Source organism: Vibrio sp. STUT-A16 (assembly GCF_026000495.1).
GTDB classification, from domain to species: Bacteria; Pseudomonadota; Gammaproteobacteria; order Enterobacterales; family Vibrionaceae; genus Vibrio; species Vibrio diabolicus.
Genome location: NZ_AP026766.1, coordinates 315810 through 334230, shown reverse-complemented (window position 1 = coordinate 334230; position 18421 = coordinate 315810). Strand labels below are relative to the sequence as shown.

Sequence of the window (18421 nt, the reverse complement as noted above, 5' to 3'; positions counted from 1 at the left end):
AAAATTCTGCTCAGTCAGTGTTAATGCTTATACTATTTTAGGTTGACCATCTGATGCGGTGGCACCGCCGTCTACAGGTAGGTTTACGCCATTAATGAAAGATGCGTCATCACTTGCCAAGAAAGTCACGACAGACGCAATTTCTTCAGGTTCGGCGGCTCGGCCGAGCGCAATGCGCTCATTGAATTTATCGCGGATGTCCTGCGGCCAGCCGTTTGTCATGTTGGTTTTTACTAAACTTGGGCATACGGCGTTAATTCTTACCCCATCCGCACCATGGTCCAATGCCATCGCTCGGGTAAGGTTCACCACTGCGCCTTTACTCGCGCAATAGAATGCGGCACCCCAGTCACCACCCAAACCGGAAACGGACGCGGTATTTACCATACAACCTTTCGTTTTTAAGAGTTCAGGTAACGCAAACTTCGCGCAATAAACAACACCATCAATGTTTACACCAGAGATCTTCTTCCAGTCTTCCACACTACCTTCAATCACGGTACCAGGGACGTGTACGCCAGCATTGTTTACTAAAATATCCAGTTTACCGAAACGGGTAACAACATCAGAAATCAGTGCTGCGACTTTGTCTGGATCAGAAACATCAATGGAATGCGCAGACACACGCTGTTTATCAAAGCCCTCAACGGCGTTTGCCAACTGCTCTTCATTCCAATCGGCAAGAGTGACGTTTGCGCCTTCTTCATACAAACGTTTTGCGATGGCCAAACCAATACCATTGGCAGAGCCAGTCACGAGTGCGACTTTATTTTTTAATCCTCTCATGCGATTTCTCCTTCGAAACTTACAAAAACGGGATCTTGATTTTTCTCTGTGCGCGGCAACATCAGTTTGTCGTTGTCGCTGTAATCTACGGGGATAGCCACCACTGCTGGTCCTTCAACGTCCATGGCTTTATTCAATGTCGGTAGCAATTCGTGTTGACTAGTCACTGCGAAGCCTTTCGCGCCAAATGATTCGGCGTAGGCCTTGAAATCAATTGGTCCAAATTTCACACCAGAGCAGCGCTGATATTTGTTGATCTCTTGCATTTCTACCATGTTGTAGGCGTTATCAACCCACACAATATGGACGATATTGCAGTTCAGTCTAACCGCGGTTTCTAACTCCATGCTCGATTGCATAAAACCGCCGTCTCCCGATATCGATACCACTTTGCTACCAGGTTTTAGTAGGCTGGCACCAATGGCCCATGGTAGTGCAACGCCCATTGTTTGTTGGCCGTTAGACACTAGCATTTGGCGAGCTCGAAAACAGCTTAAGTAACGAGCGATCCAGATGTGGAAGCTCCCCATATCAAGACATAGCGTGGTATCTGGTGTGATTATAGATTGCATGGCTTTAATCAGTGCCAGTGGATGAAACCCTTGCTTGTTATAGACATTGGGATAGGTCTTGATCACTTGCCGTTGCAGTGCTACCTCTTCCAGTACTGAAAGTGCCGTTGGGGAAAGGCGAGCATATTCAGAGATATAGCTGCCCATTTTGTCTAATGACTGCGCAATGTTTCCGACGATTTCAACACAAGGTTGATAATTAAGTTGGTATTCTGCTGGTTCAATATCGAGGTGAATCACTGGGTTGCGGTGGCTGTTCCAAAGCTCAGGGTCATACTCTATTGGGCTAAAGCCGATGGTGAGAATTAAATCGGCGTCCCGCAGTAAAACATCGCCAGGTTGGTTATTAAACAAACCGACACGCCCAGCAAAGTGATGATAGTAATTGATGTCTACCGTGCCGGCGGCCTGGTAAGTGCCGACAACGGGTAGCTGCGTATTTTGAAGAAATCGGGCGATAGCAGCAGCGTTTTGACTGCGGCTCGCGTGAAGGCCAAGTAAAACTACACAGCGCTTTGCTTTACTGATTCGACTGACCGCTTCTTCGATTGCTGCGATGTCTGCGCAACCAGGCTGTGTGTAAGGCGAGGGGACAATAATGTCCGTTTGGGTTTGCTCGAATAAAACATCTTGGGGGAGACTCAAAAAGCAAGCCCCAGGACGACCTGACTCTGCGATACGAAATGCGTTCGCCATGATCTCGCTTGCGGCGTCCACATGCTGCACTTCAGCACTGAACTTAGTTATAGAGCGAAAAATACTGACGGTATCCATGCTCTGGTGTGTTTGTTTTTGCTGGTCAGTTCGTTTCACCGCACCACCGATAGCAATCAGCGGATCGCCTTCGGAGTTTGCTGTTGCAACCCCCGTAACTAGATTTCCACAGCCTGGACCTGACGTAACCATGGTGACGCCTGCTTTGCCGGTTAGTCTTCCCATAACGCCCGCCATAAATGCGCCGTTAGCTTCGTGGCGTACCGGAATCATTTGGATGTTAGTGTCTTCAATCGCATCGAACAGTCGATCGATTTTTGCACCGGGAATACCGAAAATGTACTTAATGCCGAGAGACTCTAGCTGTTGAGCGATCAACTGAGCTCCATTTTTATTTGAAGGTTTGGATTGCATTTGTTGTCCTTATTATTTGCCTGACTTTGTTACTTTTCCGCCTTTTCTATAGCGGTATTTATATCTTCCGGAGCCAAATTGGCGCTGAGAAAGTCTGTCGATACTGGGGTATCAATCACTAGCCGTGAGACTTTGCCAATCTGGAGAAATCCTGACGAAATGCTGTAATCCTGAATATGACCACCTCCTTGGCGGTCATCGGTAATAAAATGTTCGTGATAGCCGGGTACATTGATGCCAGTCGTATATTTAGGACTGCGAAAGCCGGCGACCACGCCTTGCTTATGCGTGAAGCGGAATGTTGGTTGTTCTTTGACCACTTCAAGCATTGGCCGATAAGGGCGTGTTTGTTTAGGTACGGTGCGAGTACGAACGGAATCGAAAACGCCATCAATGCGCACTGCGCAAAATAGGTTATCGCTTGGAACCATGTCGTCTATGAGGCTATGGACTTCATGACGTGACATGCGCGATGTCAGTGGCAGCTCAATATCAGGCTTAAAAAAAGTCATGACAGCAAAGGGCGTTTTTTGCGCCAGGTCTGCCGGGTTTGCGGAGCCATCCGACTTGAGTTGAAAAACTTCCTTATCAAACGCAATCAACTCACCATCCAATTCATTGAACGTACCTAAACCAAAATCCCCATGTTTCAGCAGTTCTTCTATGGTTGTCGAGCCTTCGTAAACACCAGCGATCAAAGCACTTATTAACGAAGTCTGATAAATCTCACCATCTCCGGTAACGTGATGGTATTCAGAAAATTCTTTCGCTACTTCAAGCGAACAAGCACATAGAGGGTTATAAAATCCACGCATGAGTAAGACCAGTTATGCAATGAAGAGTATATTTAGATTGACTTCTACACGGTGCTAAATCCAATATAAAAAAGATTTATTTTGATATGGAAAATATATGGAATTTCGCTACCTGAAGTATTTTGTCGCGGTCGCCGAGACTCGTCACTTTACCCGAGCAGCTGAACAGCTAGGGATTGCGCAACCTCCTTTAAGTCAACAAATCAAAAAGTTAGAGCACGAGCTTGGTGTGGACCTATTTAAGCGCTTGTCTAGAGGAGTAGAGCTGACCCATGCAGGGCAAGTCTTTTATACGGATGCGGTAAATATTCTTGCTGATGTGGAACGCGCTAAAGCAAAAGCTCGACAGATTGCCCGTGGTGAAAATACGCAGGTTAAAATCGGGTTCGCAACGTCAACATCAACTTGCATTAAGGTATTAGAGAGGATTGGGCGAATTCAAGAGGATGGGGTTCACTTCCAGACGGCGGAACTATCAATGCCAGAGCTTGCCACTCAGTTAAAAAGCAAACAACTTGATCTCGCAATCATGCGGCTACCCTGTTACGCCAGTGAGCCTTTTGAGCACAAGGTGTTGTTTAACGACCCGTTTGTCGCGGTGATTCCGGCGGGGCACGAACTGGCAAAATATCCCTGTATCCAGATGAAACAGTTGAGAGGCCATAAAATTTTACTGTTTCCACGAGAGACTGGACCCGCACTGTTTGATGGCATGAGTACACTTTTTGCCGACGCAGGAGTAAGGCTCGAACCACAGTTCGCAGCACCGCAACTTCGTACGACGATTGCCATGGCGCAGGCTGGGTTAGGTATTGCTCTCGTTCCGCGCTCACTGGCTGAACATCTCGATGATTCCGCGACAGTCGCCGAGATTGATGATATCCCCCTAACCAGTCGTGTTGTCGTTGCTTGGGAGGTGTCTAATCTCAATAAACAAGCGTTAAAAGTAGCCATGCACATCGGTCATGTTGAGGTTTAAAGATGAGTCATCGAACTGGCTCTGATAGCCACAGGCAAATGTGATACTCTCCCTCGTTATATGCAAAGCTATGCTTTGGTTGAATAGACAAATCTTACTCAACGAATAGAACTTACTGAGGATGTACCAATGATATACGCTGCGGTCTTTGATATGGACGGGTTGCTGATTGATTCAGAACCTTTGTGGAAGGAAGCGGAAAAGCAGGTGTTTTCATCAGTTGGCGTCCAAGTGACCGAAGTATTATCAAAGCAGACTGCGACGATGACGACAGGTGAAGTAACAAGGTTTTGGTATGAACGTAATCCTTGGCAAGAAAAGAGCCTAGAGGAAGTAGAGAATGCTGTTGTGGATAAAGTGGAGACATTAATAATTGAAAAAGGATGCGAATTAGAGGGTGTTACAGAAACACTCAAATTGCTTAAGGGAAAAGGGTTTAAGATAGGGCTGTCTACTAATTCACCTTATCAACTCATTCCCACCATTTTGAACAAACTCGGTATTGCCAGTTACTTTGACGCGATATCATCGTCAGACGATGTAGAACAGGGCAAGCCAGAGCCAGATGTCTACCTTTCAACAATCAATAAACTAGGTGTAGATTCAAGTAACTGTATTGCCTTTGAAGACTCTTATTCGGGTATGCTTGCAGCAACACGAGCAAACATAAAAACAGTCGTGATACCTCAACCTGATAAGTTCTACCAAGAGTTTAATGAAGCCAGTCTAAAGCTGCGAAAGCTATCAGAGTTTAATGAAAGCCATTTGGCGAGTTTAATGGACTTGAATTTGAAAGCAACAATTGCACCAACACCGCATGAAAGTTTTTTAGAAGAAGGACTTGATTGTGAATAGTCGGTCGCTGAAAAAATACCTACTGCCAATGTTCTTATTGGTTTTACCTATAGAATCATTCGCAAAAGATACGACTATGTTGGACGAGCTCAATAATCGATTTGTTACATTTGAAAGGCGATTTGATGATTGTATCAACTCTGCTTCTCAAAATGATATGAGTGAAAACATTGTCTTTCAGATTCAAGCGCTTAATATTGATTTTGAAATTTCGGTTGGCTATTTATACAAACAATCACTTTATTTATGCTCTGATGATGAATTCAGTGATTTAGCAAGAATTATCATGATAATTGAAACCTCCGATAATGATGGATTGCAATTATCAAAGGCAAAAGCTAGTCAAATTAGAAAGCTACTTTTTAGCAAAGTGGATTTACGTTTAGAGTCGAAGTTTCAAAGTTTACCGCTAGATCAAAAGGAAGCATTACTGAGCATTGCGAAAAAGCTTGAACCTTTTGATCTCGTAAGCATGCATGAACGACTTCAGGCAATGTAGACTTATGAAAGAATGTTTTGAGTAGATTCTTAACGCTTGGCTTTTTCATTAAGATTGAGTATTAGGTTCAACGCCTCTAGCTCTTACACAAGATCTAGAGGCATCCATTTTTTATTGACTTAAACGTGTCGAGCTAAGATTTTAACCCTGCAGCGGTCATCATGACGCGAAATAACATAGACACTAACCCTAATGCAGCGACGCTAACGACCCATATTCCAATCATCCAAGCCCATTGGCGGCACCAATTTTTGATTTTCATACTCACTCCTTATCAACTCGTTAATGGTACGCTTCGCCTTCTTTTACTTTTCCGGAGAAGACGTAGTAACTCCAAAAGGTGTAAGCCAGAATGATCGGGATGATGATCACTGCTCCAACGAGCATAAAGCGCTGACTGCTTGCAGGAGCCGCTGCTTCCCATATTGATATGCTAGGAGGAATGATATTTGGCCAGATACTGATGCCAAGCCCAGCGAACCCGAGAATCACGATCACCAATGCCATCACGAAAGGGCTGCGCTCTTTACGCTTTTTAACGGAGTCGGCAATCTTCAAACATACCAGCCCAGTAATGACAGGTACGGGCAGTAAGTAGAACAAATTAGGCAGAGAAAACCATCTTTCCGCAATGGCAGGGTAAGCAAGTGGAGTCCAAGCGCTCACAATGACTAATGCGGAGATCATCGCCAGTAGTGTTTTGTTAGTGAAGCGGTACATCGTGTTTTGCAGTTCACCTTCCGTCTTCATGATGAGCCATGTGCTACCAAGCAGCGCGTACGTTGCGACTAAACCCAAGCCACAAAAGATGGGAAAAGGGCTGAGCCAGTCGAGTTGGCTACCTACGAAGACGCGGTTTTCCACCGCAAAGCCTTGAATTACCGCGCCAACAACGATGCCTTGGAAAAACGTGGTTAAAATCGAGCCGACCATAAAAGAGCGATCCCAGAACTTTAAGTGGTTTTCCAATGCTTTAAAGCGAAACTCAAATGCGACTCCACGAAAGATCAAAGCAATCAACATCAACGTTAAAGGGATGGTTAGCGCTTCAATAATCACCGCGTAAGCCATCGGAAAAGCGCCAAATAGAGATGCGCCTCCAAGCACAATCCAAGTTTCGTTGCCATCCCAAACTGGCGCGACACTGTTGACCATGACGTCTTTTTGTTTTTCATCCTTGATGAAGGGCATCAGTATTCCAATACCCAAATCGAAGCCATCCATGATGATGTACATCAAAGTGGCAAAAACGATGATCGCGAACCAAATCACGGATAAATCAAAATGCATATTTTCTACCTTCACTTTGTGACAAATTCTAGATGCGGCCTGAAACGGTCGTCATGTCGTGCTCATCGTGTTCGATTGCATCGGGACCTTTCTTGATTTGGTGGATCATGTAGTAATACCCAAAACCAAACACCAAGCTGTACACAACAAGGAAACACAGCAGGCTGATGCTCATTTGTAGGTCTCCGTGTGCAGAAACCGCATCACGCGTTTTTTGTACGCCATAAACGACCCAAGGTTGCCGACCAACCTCTGTCGTAAACCAGCCAGCGAGTATTGCGATAAGACCAGATGGCCCCATAAATAATGAAAACTTGAGGAACCAACGCGAGGTATAAAGCGTGTTCTTTTTTCGTAACCATATGCTGTAGAAGCTCTGTAAAATCATCAGAAGTCCTAGCCCGACCATGATTCGAAATGACCAAAAGACGATAGGTGAGTTCGGTCGTTCCTCTTTCGGGAAGTCTTTCAGCGCCGGGATTGGCTCAGTTAAACTGTGGCGTAGGATCAAACTTCCTAAAACAGGAATTTCTAAGGCATAGTCTGTGCGTTCTTGTTCCATGTTTGGCATGCCGAACAATATCAATGGGGTTGGTTTGCCATCGCTGTTATCCCAATGTCCTTCGATGGCAGCGATTTTGGCGGGCTGGTGTTCGAGAGTGTTTAACCCGTGTACATCGCCAATCACGGCTTGGAGTGGCGCAAGGAACACTAAGATCCCGAGCGACATCGAAAACATCGTTTTTACCGCAGTCGTTTGATTGCCTCTCAATAAATGCCAAGCGGCTGACGCGCCTACAAAGAGTGCTGAACTGACGAAAGCCGCGACGCTCATGTGCGCCAAACGATAAGGAAATGAAGGATTGAAAACGATAGCAAACCAGTCGGTTGGCACCACACGTCCGTCGACAATTTCATAGCCTTGTGGCGTTTGCATCCAACTGTTGGAGGCGAGAATCCAGAACGTCGAAATGATCGTGCCTAACGCCACCATCGAGGTTGCAAAAAAGTGCAGCTTTTCGCCGACGCGACGCCACCCAAACAGCATTACGCCAAGAAATCCGGCTTCGAGAAAGAAAGCCGTTAACACTTCATAAGTCAGTAATGGGCCAGTGATAGAACCAGCGAAGTCGGAGAAACCACTCCAGTTGGTGCCGAATTGATAGGCCATGACAAGACCAGATACAACACCCATTCCAAAGTTAACCGCAAAAATTTTCGACCAGAAGTGATAGAGCTTTTGGTAATCGGGATTACGTGTTTTTAGCCATAAGCCTTCCAGCACGGCGAGATAGGTGGCCAAACCTATGGTGATAGCGGGGAAAATAATATGAAAGGATACCGTAAAGGCGAACTGTATCCGTGCAAGCATAAATGCGTCGAGGCCAAACATTAAACTTCCTTTGATCTTTTAAGTTTTATGAGAGAGCTATTTTAAAAGGAGCGGAGTAGGGGAAGTAGGTACAGACAGTGACTATAAACCTATAACAGATTAAATATTGAAGTGTTATTATTTTGAGTTCAGCTTTATGGAAGGGGATTTGCGTTTGGCGAAGTATCAAGAGTTAGTGGAACAGCTTAAAAGGCAGATAAAATCGGGGATATGGCACCCGGGTGACAAACTGCCTTCTCTGCGTCGCCAATCTGAACACTCGGGTTTGAGCTTGATGACGGTATTGCACGCTTATCAAATTCTGGAATCTCAAGGCTGGGTCACCTCACAGCCGCGCTCTGGTTATCGAGTCGCTCCCAATATTAAGAGTTCAAATGAACCCCAAGCGCCAGCCGCGGTTTCGTGGACAGAGCAGGTAGACATCAATGAGTTTATATTTGATGTGCTGCAGGCGAGTAAAAATCCATCCATGATCAATTTTGGCTTTGCCTATCCAGATCCAAGTTTGTACCCACGCTATCACGTGAATCGGGCGATGAGCGCAGCCGCTCGCAATATGCCGATTTCCACCACCTTTGATAACTTACCTCCAGGAAACGAACAATTACGCACCATCATCGCGAAGCGTTATGCTGCGAAAGGCATTGAAATTTCACCCGATGAAATTGTCATTACGGCAGGCGCGCTGGAGGCGTTAACGCTCAGTTTGCAAGCCTGCACAAGACCGGGAGATTGGGTGGTTGTGGAGTCGCCTGCATTCTATGGCGCATTGCAATCCTTAGAGCGGTTAGGTTTGAAAGCGCTCTCAGTAAGAACAGACCCAGTCACGGGTATTGACCTAGATTCATTGGAACGAGCGCTGCAAACACACGATGTGAAAGCATGTTGGCTGATGTCGAACTTCCAAAATCCTCTGGGTTTTACGCTCTCCAACGAGAAAAAACAAAAGCTGATTGAACTGACACAGCGATATAACGTGCCAGTGATTGAAGATGATGTGTACAGCGAACTGCATGCCGGGAATGACTCGGTTTACCCACTAAGAATGTTTGATGACACGGGCAATACCATGTTGTGCTCCTCGTTTTCAAAATCATTAATCGCAGGGCTACGTATTGGTTGGGTTGCGGCGGGAAAGCGGGCGCTAGAGGTACAAAAGTTACAGTTAATGAGTACGTTAGCGACGAGTGCACCAGTACAAATGACATTGGTGCACTATTTAACAAGCCGCAATTATGAATCGCATTTGAAGCAGTTACGGAAAAAGCTGTTTGAACGTAAAAGTAAGATGACGGATCGGCTTAGTGAGCTGTTACCTGAAGAAGTCAAAGTGTTAAGCCAAAGCGGCGGGTACTTTATTTGGTTAGAGCTTCCCAAGCATATCGACGCCTTGCAGATATATCGAGAAGCGCTAAAAGACAATATCAGCATCGCACCGGGAAAGATGTTCAGCCTGACAGAACAATACGATCACTGTATTCGTCTTAACGCTTCTTTTGAGCTCAATGACAAATACGTCCATGCTCTCAATCTGCTTGCCAACATTATTCGCGAACATTTGGCAAAATAGCGACTTTCTTCAGTTTTTTGGTTTAATGGAGCGCGCCGGATTTCCAGCAACTCGATCGCCTGGCGCAACATCTTTGGTTACGACAGAGCCAGCGCCGACGACGGCCTCATCGCAAATGGTCACGCCTGGCAGTATGATTGCGCCCCCACCAATCCAAACGTTATTGCCGATTTTGACCGGTTTGGCGATCTCATCTCCGGCTAAGCGTCTTTGTGTATCGAGTGAATGAGCGGCTGTGTAAATTTGCACTCTAGGCCCAATCATGACGTTCGCACCAATCTCAACCTGTCCATTGTCCAGAATAATGGCATCCCAGTTGATGTAGGTGTTTTCCCCGATGGACAAGTGACAACCGTAGGTAAGTTGAAGCGGTGGCTCTATACAGGCGCTGTTTTCTAATTGGACGCCCATTTCCGCCAATAGTTGTCTACGGATATCTGGGTTTGGCTCGTGGTTAAATTGGAAGACAAGCTGCGCAGTGTTGGCGCGCATTAGCTTTAGTTCTTCATCCAGGCAATTATAGGTTTCTCCAGAGCGCATCCGAGTCAGTTCTGACATAACAATCATTCCATTAATGGTTTGCAGTTGAGGCCACAATGATAAGTGAGTGTTTCAGTCAATAGGGGATTTTTATTATAAAATCAGAGGCTTATCACTGATTTATATTCAATAGGTTAGTTTTGAGTAAGCACTCGTTAAGAGTCATTCAAATAGAGGAGTGAAGTGAATTGGGTGAGTTCCTTTTAGCAGGGGAGGAAAGTATAGATTGGATGTTGCTTTCCTCTCCACAGCTTGATTTGGAGCATTTATTGGCTGTCCCACATCACTTCGCATTCTTCTTTAATAGCCGATTTTAAAAGCTCAATAAGTGGAAATGCTCTGCGTCCTAAACTGACCGTTTGTTCCTCTTGCTCCTCATCTTCTTCCATTGCTTGACTGTTGTTCTGCTCTATCGCTTCTTGTGCTGCGAGAGCGGAGGTCAATCTAGATAGAGCATCAGGGATGTCTTGAGCGGAAATTGACCCTGGTACTGAGCCACTATGCCCCATCATTTTGATCATCTTTATCGCAATATCGCCAAACATAGTGACGTTCGAGTGGCTATGGCAACGAAATGTAATAAGCATTTACCTGCTCCTGTTGTAGGTGTTCATTTGAGTATAAATGGTATCTGAGACACGAGGCAATTTAATCCGATAATTCGCAATCTTTCAGATAGCTATCTATCTTTAACGAAAGACAAACATAAGGAGATGATTTTGTTGAACTCCCAACTAAAGACGTTGATTTGGCGGCTTCACAAGCGAATATTTACGTTGCTTATGGTGTTATGCACATGGTCACCTTCTGTCGTTGCTCAACCTTCCATTGTTTTTGGTGTCGTACCGCAACAGTCGGCGACCAAACTAGTGCAACAATGGCAGCCATTACTGCAACGCTGGGGAGATCTTGCTGGCGTTGAGATTAAGTTTGCCACGGCACGTGATATTCCCACGTTCGAAGCACGCTTGATGGCTGGAGCCTACGACATTGCATACATGAACCCATATCACTTTACGTTGGTGAATCAAAACCCAGGTTATACGGCTTTATCAAGAGCGAAGAATAAGCGCATCACAGGCATTATTGTAGCAAGGCGAGGGAAGTCGGTTTCCCTTGATGAGCTGCAAGACAAGACCATCGCTTTTCCTGCCCCACGAGCATTTGCTGCTTCTATCATCACACAATCAGAGTTGGCGCGGAAAGGCATCAAGTTTACGCCTAAATACGTCGGTTCGCACGACTCAGTCTATTTGGGGGTACTTAAAGGTTTGTACATTGCTGGTGGTGGCGTGAAGCGTACCTTTGAGAGCTTACCGAGTGAAATAAAAGACCAACTTAGCATCATTTATACAACTGCTGGTTATACGCCTCATGCTATTGCGGTTTCAAATAATGTCGATGAAGAGATTACTCTTGCCTTACGAAAGGCAATTTCGCAACTTAATGACGATCCAAAAGCACAGGAGAGTTTTACTTTACTCAACATTGACGGGTTACAGCTTGCACAAGACCAAGATTGGCAAGATGTTGTTCAATTGGGAATCTCAAGATAAATGGTTGTCCTATGACGCTGCGTTCGAAAACGATACTTGGCATTGCTCTTATTGAGGCCCTTGCGCTCGGTGTACTCATCATTAGTGGGCTTAATTGGTTGGAAAGTTCCAACGAGACTAGCCTCGAGGTTGGGAGCCAACACTTGGTGAGTGTATTTGCTCAGGCGTCGAGAGATGCGGTGATTGCGACGGACTTAGCCTATCTAGACAGTTTTGCTCGCTCTGTCGTGAGTGAGCGCGAGCTGGCTTATATTCGTATTGTTAACCAAGATGGCGTCGAGCTGACGCTACAGGGGGATTACAGCGGTGTTGATACTGGTGTGAGACCGTTTGATGTGACCGATGGAGTTTACGATGTTGCGCAAGAGATTACTCTTGGAGAGCAGACTTTCGGTAAGGTTGAAATGGGGGTGAATGTTGAACATGTACATCAAGTTCTTTCATTTGCGACTCAAGCAAGTTTGGTTATCGCCTTTATTGAAATGTCGCTGGTGGCCATGTTTTCGTATGCTCTCGGTAGCTATTTGATGAAGCGGCTCGATCTTCTTCGTACTGGGGTAATCAAGGTTTCACAGCAAGGTCCGGGTTCGCAAATTTCGATTTCAGGCAATGACGAAGTTACACGTGTTGGCGAAGCGTTTAACCAAATGTCACGCTCTTTAGCGCAAGCGCAAACTAAACTTCAGCAAGAGCATCAAACCCAGCAACAGTTATCGGCCAAAATATCGCAGCTTGCTGAGGTTGCTGAACATGCGCGTGATACCATTATCATTACTCACCCTGACGGCACTATTGCATGGGTAAACCCTGCGTTTGAACAGCTAACCGAATATACGTTGGAAGAAGTTATTGGCAAATCGCCGGGCGAGTTACTCCAAGGGCCAGACACAGATCCAAATACGGTGGCATTGCTCTCAAACAGTGTCCGTAAGCACTCTCCTATTAGGGTTGAAATACTCAACTATACCAAGTCGAAGCACCCGTATTGGGTCGAGTTGGAGCTCTCTCCTGTGTTTGATGAAGATGGCGGGCTGTTACGTTTTATTGCGGTAGAGCGTGACATCACCGACAGGCGCAGGATGGAGAGGCGTCTGTCGTCTGCTTTAGATAAATCGAAAAAGGCGATGCAAGCCAAATCGGAATTTTTGGCGAACATGAGCCATGAGATTCGCACCCCAATGAACGCGATCATGGGGATCAGCGAGATATTGCTTGAGAACGAAAACCGTCGAGAGCCAAGGGAGTTATTGCTCTTGCTGCACAAATCTGCCAATAACCTTGTGACCATCATTAACGACATCCTCGACTACAGCAAAGTAGAAGCGGGCAAGTTGACGTTAGTTGAAGAGGAGTTTGACTTGCGTTCACTCGTCGAGAGCTGCACCGCTTTGTGTGCCTATCAGGCGGATAAAAAGAACCTCAAGTTGTTGGTTGATATGCCATTGGCCATGAATACGGTCGTGGTCGGTGATAAAGGTCGGATTAATCAAATCTTGCTTAACTTGATCGGTAATGCGGTGAAATTCACAGATGAAGGCCATGTGCTACTCAAAGTCAGAGAAAGTGAGCACGGTTTTGATTTTTCCGTGAGTGATACGGGCATTGGTATTCCCGAAAATCGATTGGCTCATATTATGGATAAGTTTGAGCAGGTCGATACCTCCGCGACAAGACGCCATGAAGGTACAGGCTTGGGGTTGGCAATCTCAAAACGTTTGATCAGCATGTACAACGGCGAGCTTTGTGTGCATTCAGATTTTGGAAAAGGGTCGTGTTTTAGCTTTAGTTTGCAGTTGCCTAAGCAAAGTCAGCTTCTTTCCGATCCGATAGAGCTGAGTGCAAATCGACTATTGTTTATTGATGATTATCAACCGCGCGTGCAACACTTGATACATTTAGCTCAAGAGATTGGCATTGAAGTTACTCATGCCAACGATTGGTCAACTGCGCAGTCTTTGGGTAAAAAATTGGATGGTTTTGATCGTATCCTCGCGAGTGTAAACAATGCTCAAGATAGAGATGAGCTCTATGAGCTTGATGCGACAGAATCCGCTGCCAAACGGGTACTGTTCCTTGCACCTTGCGTGATGGAGGAAGGGCAGGCATGGTCGTGCGAGCGGGATCGTTTATTGCCGCAACCGGTCACGCAGCATAAACTGCAAGCTCTGTTTTCTACTAAGACACAAAAGCGTCGAGAACTTGCCTCAGATGAGAATCCTGACTTTTCTAGCCTGCACCTATTAGTCGCAGAAGACAGCCATATCAATCGAATATTGATTGAAAAAATGTTGCAAGACACAGGTGTTAAACTGACGTTGGCGGAAGATGGTGTTGAAGCCGTTGAACTTTATAAACAGCTTTCTCCGGACTTGGTGATTACCGATATTTCTATGCCAAACAAAGATGGTTTTGGCGTGACAAAAGACATTCGTGAGTTACAGGAAAGTGGTGCGTTTCCTTGGTGTCCAATCGTCGCGTTTTCCGCACATGCGATGCAAGAGCAGCAACAAAAAAGTATCGCATTAGGTATGGATGATTACCTGACAAAACCAGTTCAGAAAAGTGATTTGCTTAATATGATTGCGAAGTGGGGATGCCACACCCTTGCAGAGGAAAAGCACGCCTCTGTTTAGTGTTTCGGTTAGATTAAATCGGCTCAAAAAAACGAGCATGTTATTAAACATGCTCGTTTGTAATTGTGTATCGTGGGTTGAGCAATTTACAAGCTGTTTGGATCACCCAATGCTAACGCCACTTTCGACATCGGCCGTTTACCTAAGGCTCGGCAAATTTGCCAACCTGCTTGGTTGATTATTTTAAGATCAATGCCTGTTTCAATCCCAAGTTGCTCACAAAGATAAAGCACATCTTCCGTTGCAACATTGCCACTGGCACCTTTCGCGTAAGGGCAGCCGCCCAAACCAGCAACCGCACTATCAATGGTGTTGATGCCCATTAACAAGGCTTGGTAAATATTGGCCAAAGCTTGTCCATAGGTGTCATGAAAATGTACCGCGAGCGCGTCTTTTGGCAGTTGCGTTAACAGCGAATCCAGCATGGCGATAACGCGATTAGGCGTTGCTTTACCGACAGTATCGCCCAGAGATATTTCATAGCATCCCATATCAAACAGCGCATTCGCTACCGCTGTGGTTTGCTCTGGTTTTATTTCTCCCTCGTAGGGACAAACCATAGTGCAAGACAAGTACCCGCGCACAGGTATGGTGTGTTGGTTCGCCAGTTCGATAACGGGTTCAAAACGGGCTAGGCTTTCCGCAATACTGCAGTTGATGTTTTTCTGGCTGAACGCTTCTGAAGCGGAGCCAAATATCGCAATTTGTTTTACGCCACTTTCCAGCGCTCGTTCTAACCCTGCGAGATTTGGTGTGAGCGCACTATAAACCACGTTCGGTTGCTGAGTGCTCCCCGCAAACACCTGATCGGAATCGGCCATTTGAGGTACCCATTTCGGCGAGACGAAAGAGCCTGCTTCAATGTGCTTTAAGCCACTGTTGCTTAGCAGATTGATCAAACGGATTTTATCAACCAGCGTCACAGCAGTTTCATTTTGTAGGCCATCACGTGCACCAACTTCGACGATATTAACCTTCGCTGGTAGCATATTCGTGCTCCTTATTTTCACAGACATTATCGGGTGCAGAAATTAAATGCAGCAGGATGGAACCGTGCTGTACTTGGTCTCCATGTTGATAAAACACTTCATCAACGGTCGCTGCTACCGGAGCGGTAATGGTGTATTCCATCTTCATCGCTTCGAGCACTAACAACGGATCACCAGCCGCTACTTTGTCTCCCTTATTCACCATGACCGCGGAGATCACGCCGTTCAGTGGTGCGGTTGGACTAAGTTCGTCGTCTTTGCCTTTTGGTGATTCAAAACTTGGTTGATGAGCGAACGTACGTTGCTGACCAAGATAAAACACGGTTGTCTTTTGTTCGTCGTTGAGCGCGTTAAAGGTGTAACGCACATTATCGATATCGACGATAAACGGGTTGTCATTTTCAAGCAGAGTGACCTGATGTAACTCCTCACCACATCGGACAGTGAAGTGAGCTTCTGTATCTTGCGGTGATTGGTGCAAGCGTACTTGATGGTTGACATTGGCATTCGTGAAGTTAAATCGATAAACGTTGTCAACTGACAGCCTAAAACCTCGTTTGGTTGGCGAGGGTAGCGTTGAGCTGTCATTTTTTGAAATGAGATCATTCCAGCGAGCAACCGCCGCCAACGTTAGCCAGATAGAATCCGACACACTTTGCTGCTCATTTATGCCTTGTTGATGTGTGATGAGGAAACCTGTATCAAGCTCAATCTCGGCAAAGGCTGGCTGCGAAATAATGCTATGCAGATAACCGATGTTTGTAGTCACTCCACGCACGTGATATTGAGTTAACGCCTGCTTAAGCTGCTTGAGCGCGATATCACGTGTTTGCCCCCAGACGATCAGTTTGCTGATCATCGGATCGTAGTACTCGCTAATGGTATCGTCTTGGGTCACACCACTATCAACGCGCAAAAATGCTAGTCGAACATTGCTGTCCGAAATGGGTTCTTGTAAATAATCAATGCGTCCAGTCGACGGCATAAAGTCGTTGTCGGCATCTTCGGCGTAAATTCGCAGCTCGATTGAGTGTCCGTTATGGGTGATTTCGGATTGCGAGATAGGTAAACACTCGCCAGCTGCGACTTTGAATTGCCATTCAACCAAATCAACGCCAGTGATCAATTCAGTGACAGGGTGTTCAACTTGCAGACGGGTATTCATCTCCATGAAGTAGAATTGACCTCGGCTATCGAGCAAGAATTCAACCGTACCAGCGCCAACATAGTCGATCGCTTGAGCGGCCTGAATCGCGGCTTCACCCATTTGTTTTCGCAGTTCATCACTAAGACCGGGTGCAGGTGCTTCTTCGACTACTTTTTGGTGACGACGCTGAATGGAACAGTCACGATCAGAAAGATAGACACAGTTGCCATGTTGGTCAGCAAAGACCTGAATTTCAACGTGGCGCGGTTGCAATATGCATTTTTCGACAAGAAGCTGCTTATCGCCAAAGCTTGAAAGTGCTTCACGCTGCGCACCGTCAATGGCTAACGGTAGTTCGGCTGCGCTATTGACCACTCGCATGCCTTTACCGCCGCCACCTTGGGTTGCTTTCAGCATGACCGGATAACCGATTTTTTCCGCTTCAGCCGATAAGTGCTCAATGCTGTTGTCTGTGCCGTGATAGCCCGGAACCAATGGTACGTTCGCCTCTGACATGATTGCTTTGGCTTGAGACTTCGACCCCATAGCCTCAATTGCGCTGGTGGAAGGGCCAATAAAGACGATGTCATTTTCGCTGCACGCTTTGGCTAGTTTCGGGTTCTCGGAAAGAAAACCATACCCAGGGTGGATAGCATCGGCTTGCCATTTTTTCGCTGCATCGATAATCGCATCGATATCAAGATAAGACTCACTCGCCGGAGCTGGGCCAATGAATTCAGCGAAATCCGCTTGTTTAACATGTAAACTGCTGCGGTCCGCTTCGGAATAGACGGCAACCGTCTCGATAGCCATGCTTTTTGCGGTTTTAATGATTCGGCAGGCAATTTCACCGCGGTTTGCGATCAGTATTCTTTTAAACATGATTCCTCCAATTGGCGGTGCGCTTTTCAAAAAACGCAGTCAGCCCTTCTTGTCCTTCGCTGGACACGCGGGCGGTTGCTATGGCTTGGCTGGTGTATTCAATTAATGAGTGATCGATAGGTTGGCTATCACAACGTAAGCAGAGTGCTTTTGCTGCCTGCATCGCTTGCGGACCATTATTAAGCAGGTGATCAATGATGCGGTTGACGGCTTCTCTTGGCTGAGAGTCGGTCTGGTGAAGAATGTTCATCGATAGCGCGGTTTCGGCATCAATCAACTCGGCAGTTAAAAAGTAGCGTCGGCTTTGTCGTTGTCCAATTGCTCGGATTACGTAGGGACCGATGGTCGCGGGCAATAAGCCGAGTTTCACTTCACTCAAACAGAAGCTGCTCTCAGGTGTGCCAATGGCAATATCGCAGCAGCAGATCAGCCCAAGCGCGCCACCAAATGCTGCGCCGTGCACCATGGCAATCGTTGGTTTACTGAAGGTGTCCAGCGTATGCAAAAGTTTTGCTAGTTGCTGTGCATCTTGCAGGTTTTCACTTTCGGTTTTGGTTGCCATTGATTGCATCCAGCCCAGATCTGCTCCCGCAGAAAAGTGTTTTCCCTGTGCACTTAACACCAGTGCACGGAGAGAATCGTCCTTTTCGAGCTGTTCTAGTGTCTCAATTAGTGAGGCAATCAATGCGTCATTAAACGCGTTGTGTTTTTCTGGCCGATTCAGGCTCAACCAGGCAACGCCATTGCTGTCTTTTTCAAGCAGTAGTCCGGTCATGTGACTTCCTTT

The 18421-nt window shown here is 46.2% G+C and carries 17 protein-coding genes; 6 read left to right on the top strand and 11 right to left on the bottom strand.

All coding sequences use genetic code 11. The features are described 5' to 3' along the window. Positions 1 to 27 precede the first annotated feature (27 nt). The 3 genes from OO778_RS18080 to budA are packed head-to-tail and all read right to left on the bottom strand — an operon-like array spanning position 28 to position 3301. Entirely contained in the window at positions 28 to 786 is a 759-nt protein-coding gene (locus OO778_RS18080) for an SDR family oxidoreductase (protein ID WP_074190537.1), read from the bottom strand. Then, complete coding sequence (alsS, locus tag OO778_RS18075) at positions 783 to 2486, bottom strand: acetolactate synthase AlsS (protein WP_074190538.1); 1704 nt, start codon at positions 2484 to 2486, stop codon at positions 783 to 785. The genes OO778_RS18080 and alsS overlap by 4 nt, the downstream gene beginning before the upstream one ends. Before the next feature lie 29 nt (positions 2487 to 2515). Next, positions 2516 to 3301: an acetolactate decarboxylase gene (budA, locus tag OO778_RS18070; protein WP_074190539.1), complete on the bottom strand. Its 786-nt coding sequence runs from the start codon at positions 3299 to 3301 to the stop codon at positions 2516 to 2518. A gap of 97 nt (positions 3302 to 3398) precedes the next feature. On the opposite strand from budA, the gene OO778_RS18065 reads away from it, so the two are divergent. From OO778_RS18065 to OO778_RS18055, 3 genes are all read left to right on the top strand, one after another. Further along, a complete protein-coding gene (locus tag OO778_RS18065) occupies positions 3399 to 4280 on the top strand; it encodes a LysR family transcriptional regulator (protein WP_074190540.1) in 882 nt (293 codons plus the stop codon). A gap of 129 nt (positions 4281 to 4409) precedes the next feature. Further along, the gene (hxpB, locus tag OO778_RS18060) at positions 4410 to 5135 is read left to right on the top strand and encodes a hexitol phosphatase HxpB (protein ID WP_074190541.1); all 726 of its coding nucleotides are present in this window, start codon (positions 4410 to 4412) and stop codon (positions 5133 to 5135) included. Further along, complete coding sequence (locus tag OO778_RS18055) at positions 5128 to 5634, top strand: hypothetical protein (RefSeq protein ID WP_264912310.1); 507 nt, start codon at positions 5128 to 5130, stop codon at positions 5632 to 5634. Before hxpB ends, OO778_RS18055 begins: the two co-directional genes overlap by 8 nt. Before the next feature lie 133 nt (positions 5635 to 5767). Here OO778_RS18055 and OO778_RS18050 read toward each other — a convergent pair whose 3' ends face one another. Genes OO778_RS18050 through OO778_RS18040 form a run of 3 tightly spaced genes read right to left on the bottom strand, consistent with a single transcriptional unit; the run spans position 5768 to position 8317 of the window. After that, entirely contained in the window at positions 5768 to 5896 is a 129-nt protein-coding gene (locus OO778_RS18050) for a DUF2474 domain-containing protein (protein ID WP_074190543.1), read from the bottom strand. Positions 5897 to 5916: 20 nt separating this feature from the next. After that, positions 5917 to 6924, bottom strand: a complete 1008-nt coding sequence (cydB, locus tag OO778_RS18045) for a cytochrome d ubiquinol oxidase subunit II (RefSeq protein ID WP_074190544.1) — start codon at positions 6922 to 6924, stop codon at positions 5917 to 5919. Positions 6925 to 6952: 28 nt separating this feature from the next. Beyond that, the gene (locus OO778_RS18040; protein ID WP_074190545.1) at positions 6953 to 8317 is read right to left on the bottom strand and encodes a cytochrome ubiquinol oxidase subunit I; all 1365 of its coding nucleotides are present in this window, start codon (positions 8315 to 8317) and stop codon (positions 6953 to 6955) included. Positions 8318 to 8453: 136 nt separating this feature from the next. Here OO778_RS18040 and OO778_RS18035 point away from each other — a divergent pair, with 136 nt between their 5' ends. Further along, positions 8454 to 9887: a PLP-dependent aminotransferase family protein gene (locus tag OO778_RS18035; RefSeq protein WP_083612650.1), complete on the top strand. Its 1434-nt coding sequence runs from the start codon at positions 8454 to 8456 to the stop codon at positions 9885 to 9887. A 9-nt stretch (positions 9888 to 9896) separates the two neighbouring features. Here the strand turns inward: OO778_RS18035 and OO778_RS18030 are convergent, their stop codons facing one another. After that, the gene (locus tag OO778_RS18030; RefSeq protein WP_074190546.1) at positions 9897 to 10445 is read right to left on the bottom strand and encodes a sugar O-acetyltransferase; all 549 of its coding nucleotides are present in this window, start codon (positions 10443 to 10445) and stop codon (positions 9897 to 9899) included. A gap of 248 nt (positions 10446 to 10693) precedes the next feature. Then, positions 10694 to 11014 carry a DUF1840 domain-containing protein gene (locus OO778_RS18025; protein WP_031427956.1) on the bottom strand — a complete coding sequence of 107 codons (321 nt, stop codon included), beginning with the start codon at positions 11012 to 11014 and terminating at the stop codon, positions 10694 to 10696. A 132-nt stretch (positions 11015 to 11146) separates the two neighbouring features. Between OO778_RS18025 and OO778_RS18020 the strand changes: the two genes are divergently transcribed. Both OO778_RS18020 and OO778_RS18015 read left to right on the top strand, forming a co-directional pair. Further along, positions 11147 to 11983, top strand: a complete 837-nt coding sequence (locus tag OO778_RS18020; RefSeq protein ID WP_264912309.1) for a phosphate/phosphite/phosphonate ABC transporter substrate-binding protein — start codon at positions 11147 to 11149, stop codon at positions 11981 to 11983. Between the two features lie 11 nt (positions 11984 to 11994). Next, the gene (locus tag OO778_RS18015) at positions 11995 to 14616 is read left to right on the top strand and encodes an ATP-binding protein (RefSeq protein WP_256936480.1); all 2622 of its coding nucleotides are present in this window, start codon (positions 11995 to 11997) and stop codon (positions 14614 to 14616) included. Positions 14617 to 14702: 86 nt separating this feature from the next. Here OO778_RS18015 and OO778_RS18010 read toward each other — a convergent pair whose 3' ends face one another. From OO778_RS18010 to OO778_RS18000, 3 genes are read right to left on the bottom strand one after another with little or no spacing between them, the layout of a single operon-like run. Continuing rightward, entirely contained in the window at positions 14703 to 15605 is a 903-nt protein-coding gene (locus OO778_RS18010) for a hydroxymethylglutaryl-CoA lyase (protein WP_264912308.1), read from the bottom strand. Then, entirely contained in the window at positions 15586 to 17634 is a 2049-nt protein-coding gene (locus tag OO778_RS18005) for an acetyl/propionyl/methylcrotonyl-CoA carboxylase subunit alpha (RefSeq protein ID WP_264912307.1), read from the bottom strand. Before OO778_RS18005 ends, OO778_RS18010 begins: the two co-directional genes overlap by 20 nt. After that, complete coding sequence (locus OO778_RS18000; RefSeq protein ID WP_170892919.1) at positions 17627 to 18409, bottom strand: enoyl-CoA hydratase/isomerase family protein; 783 nt, start codon at positions 18407 to 18409, stop codon at positions 17627 to 17629. Before OO778_RS18000 ends, OO778_RS18005 begins: the two co-directional genes overlap by 8 nt. Between the last annotated feature and the right edge of the window lie 12 nt (positions 18410 to 18421).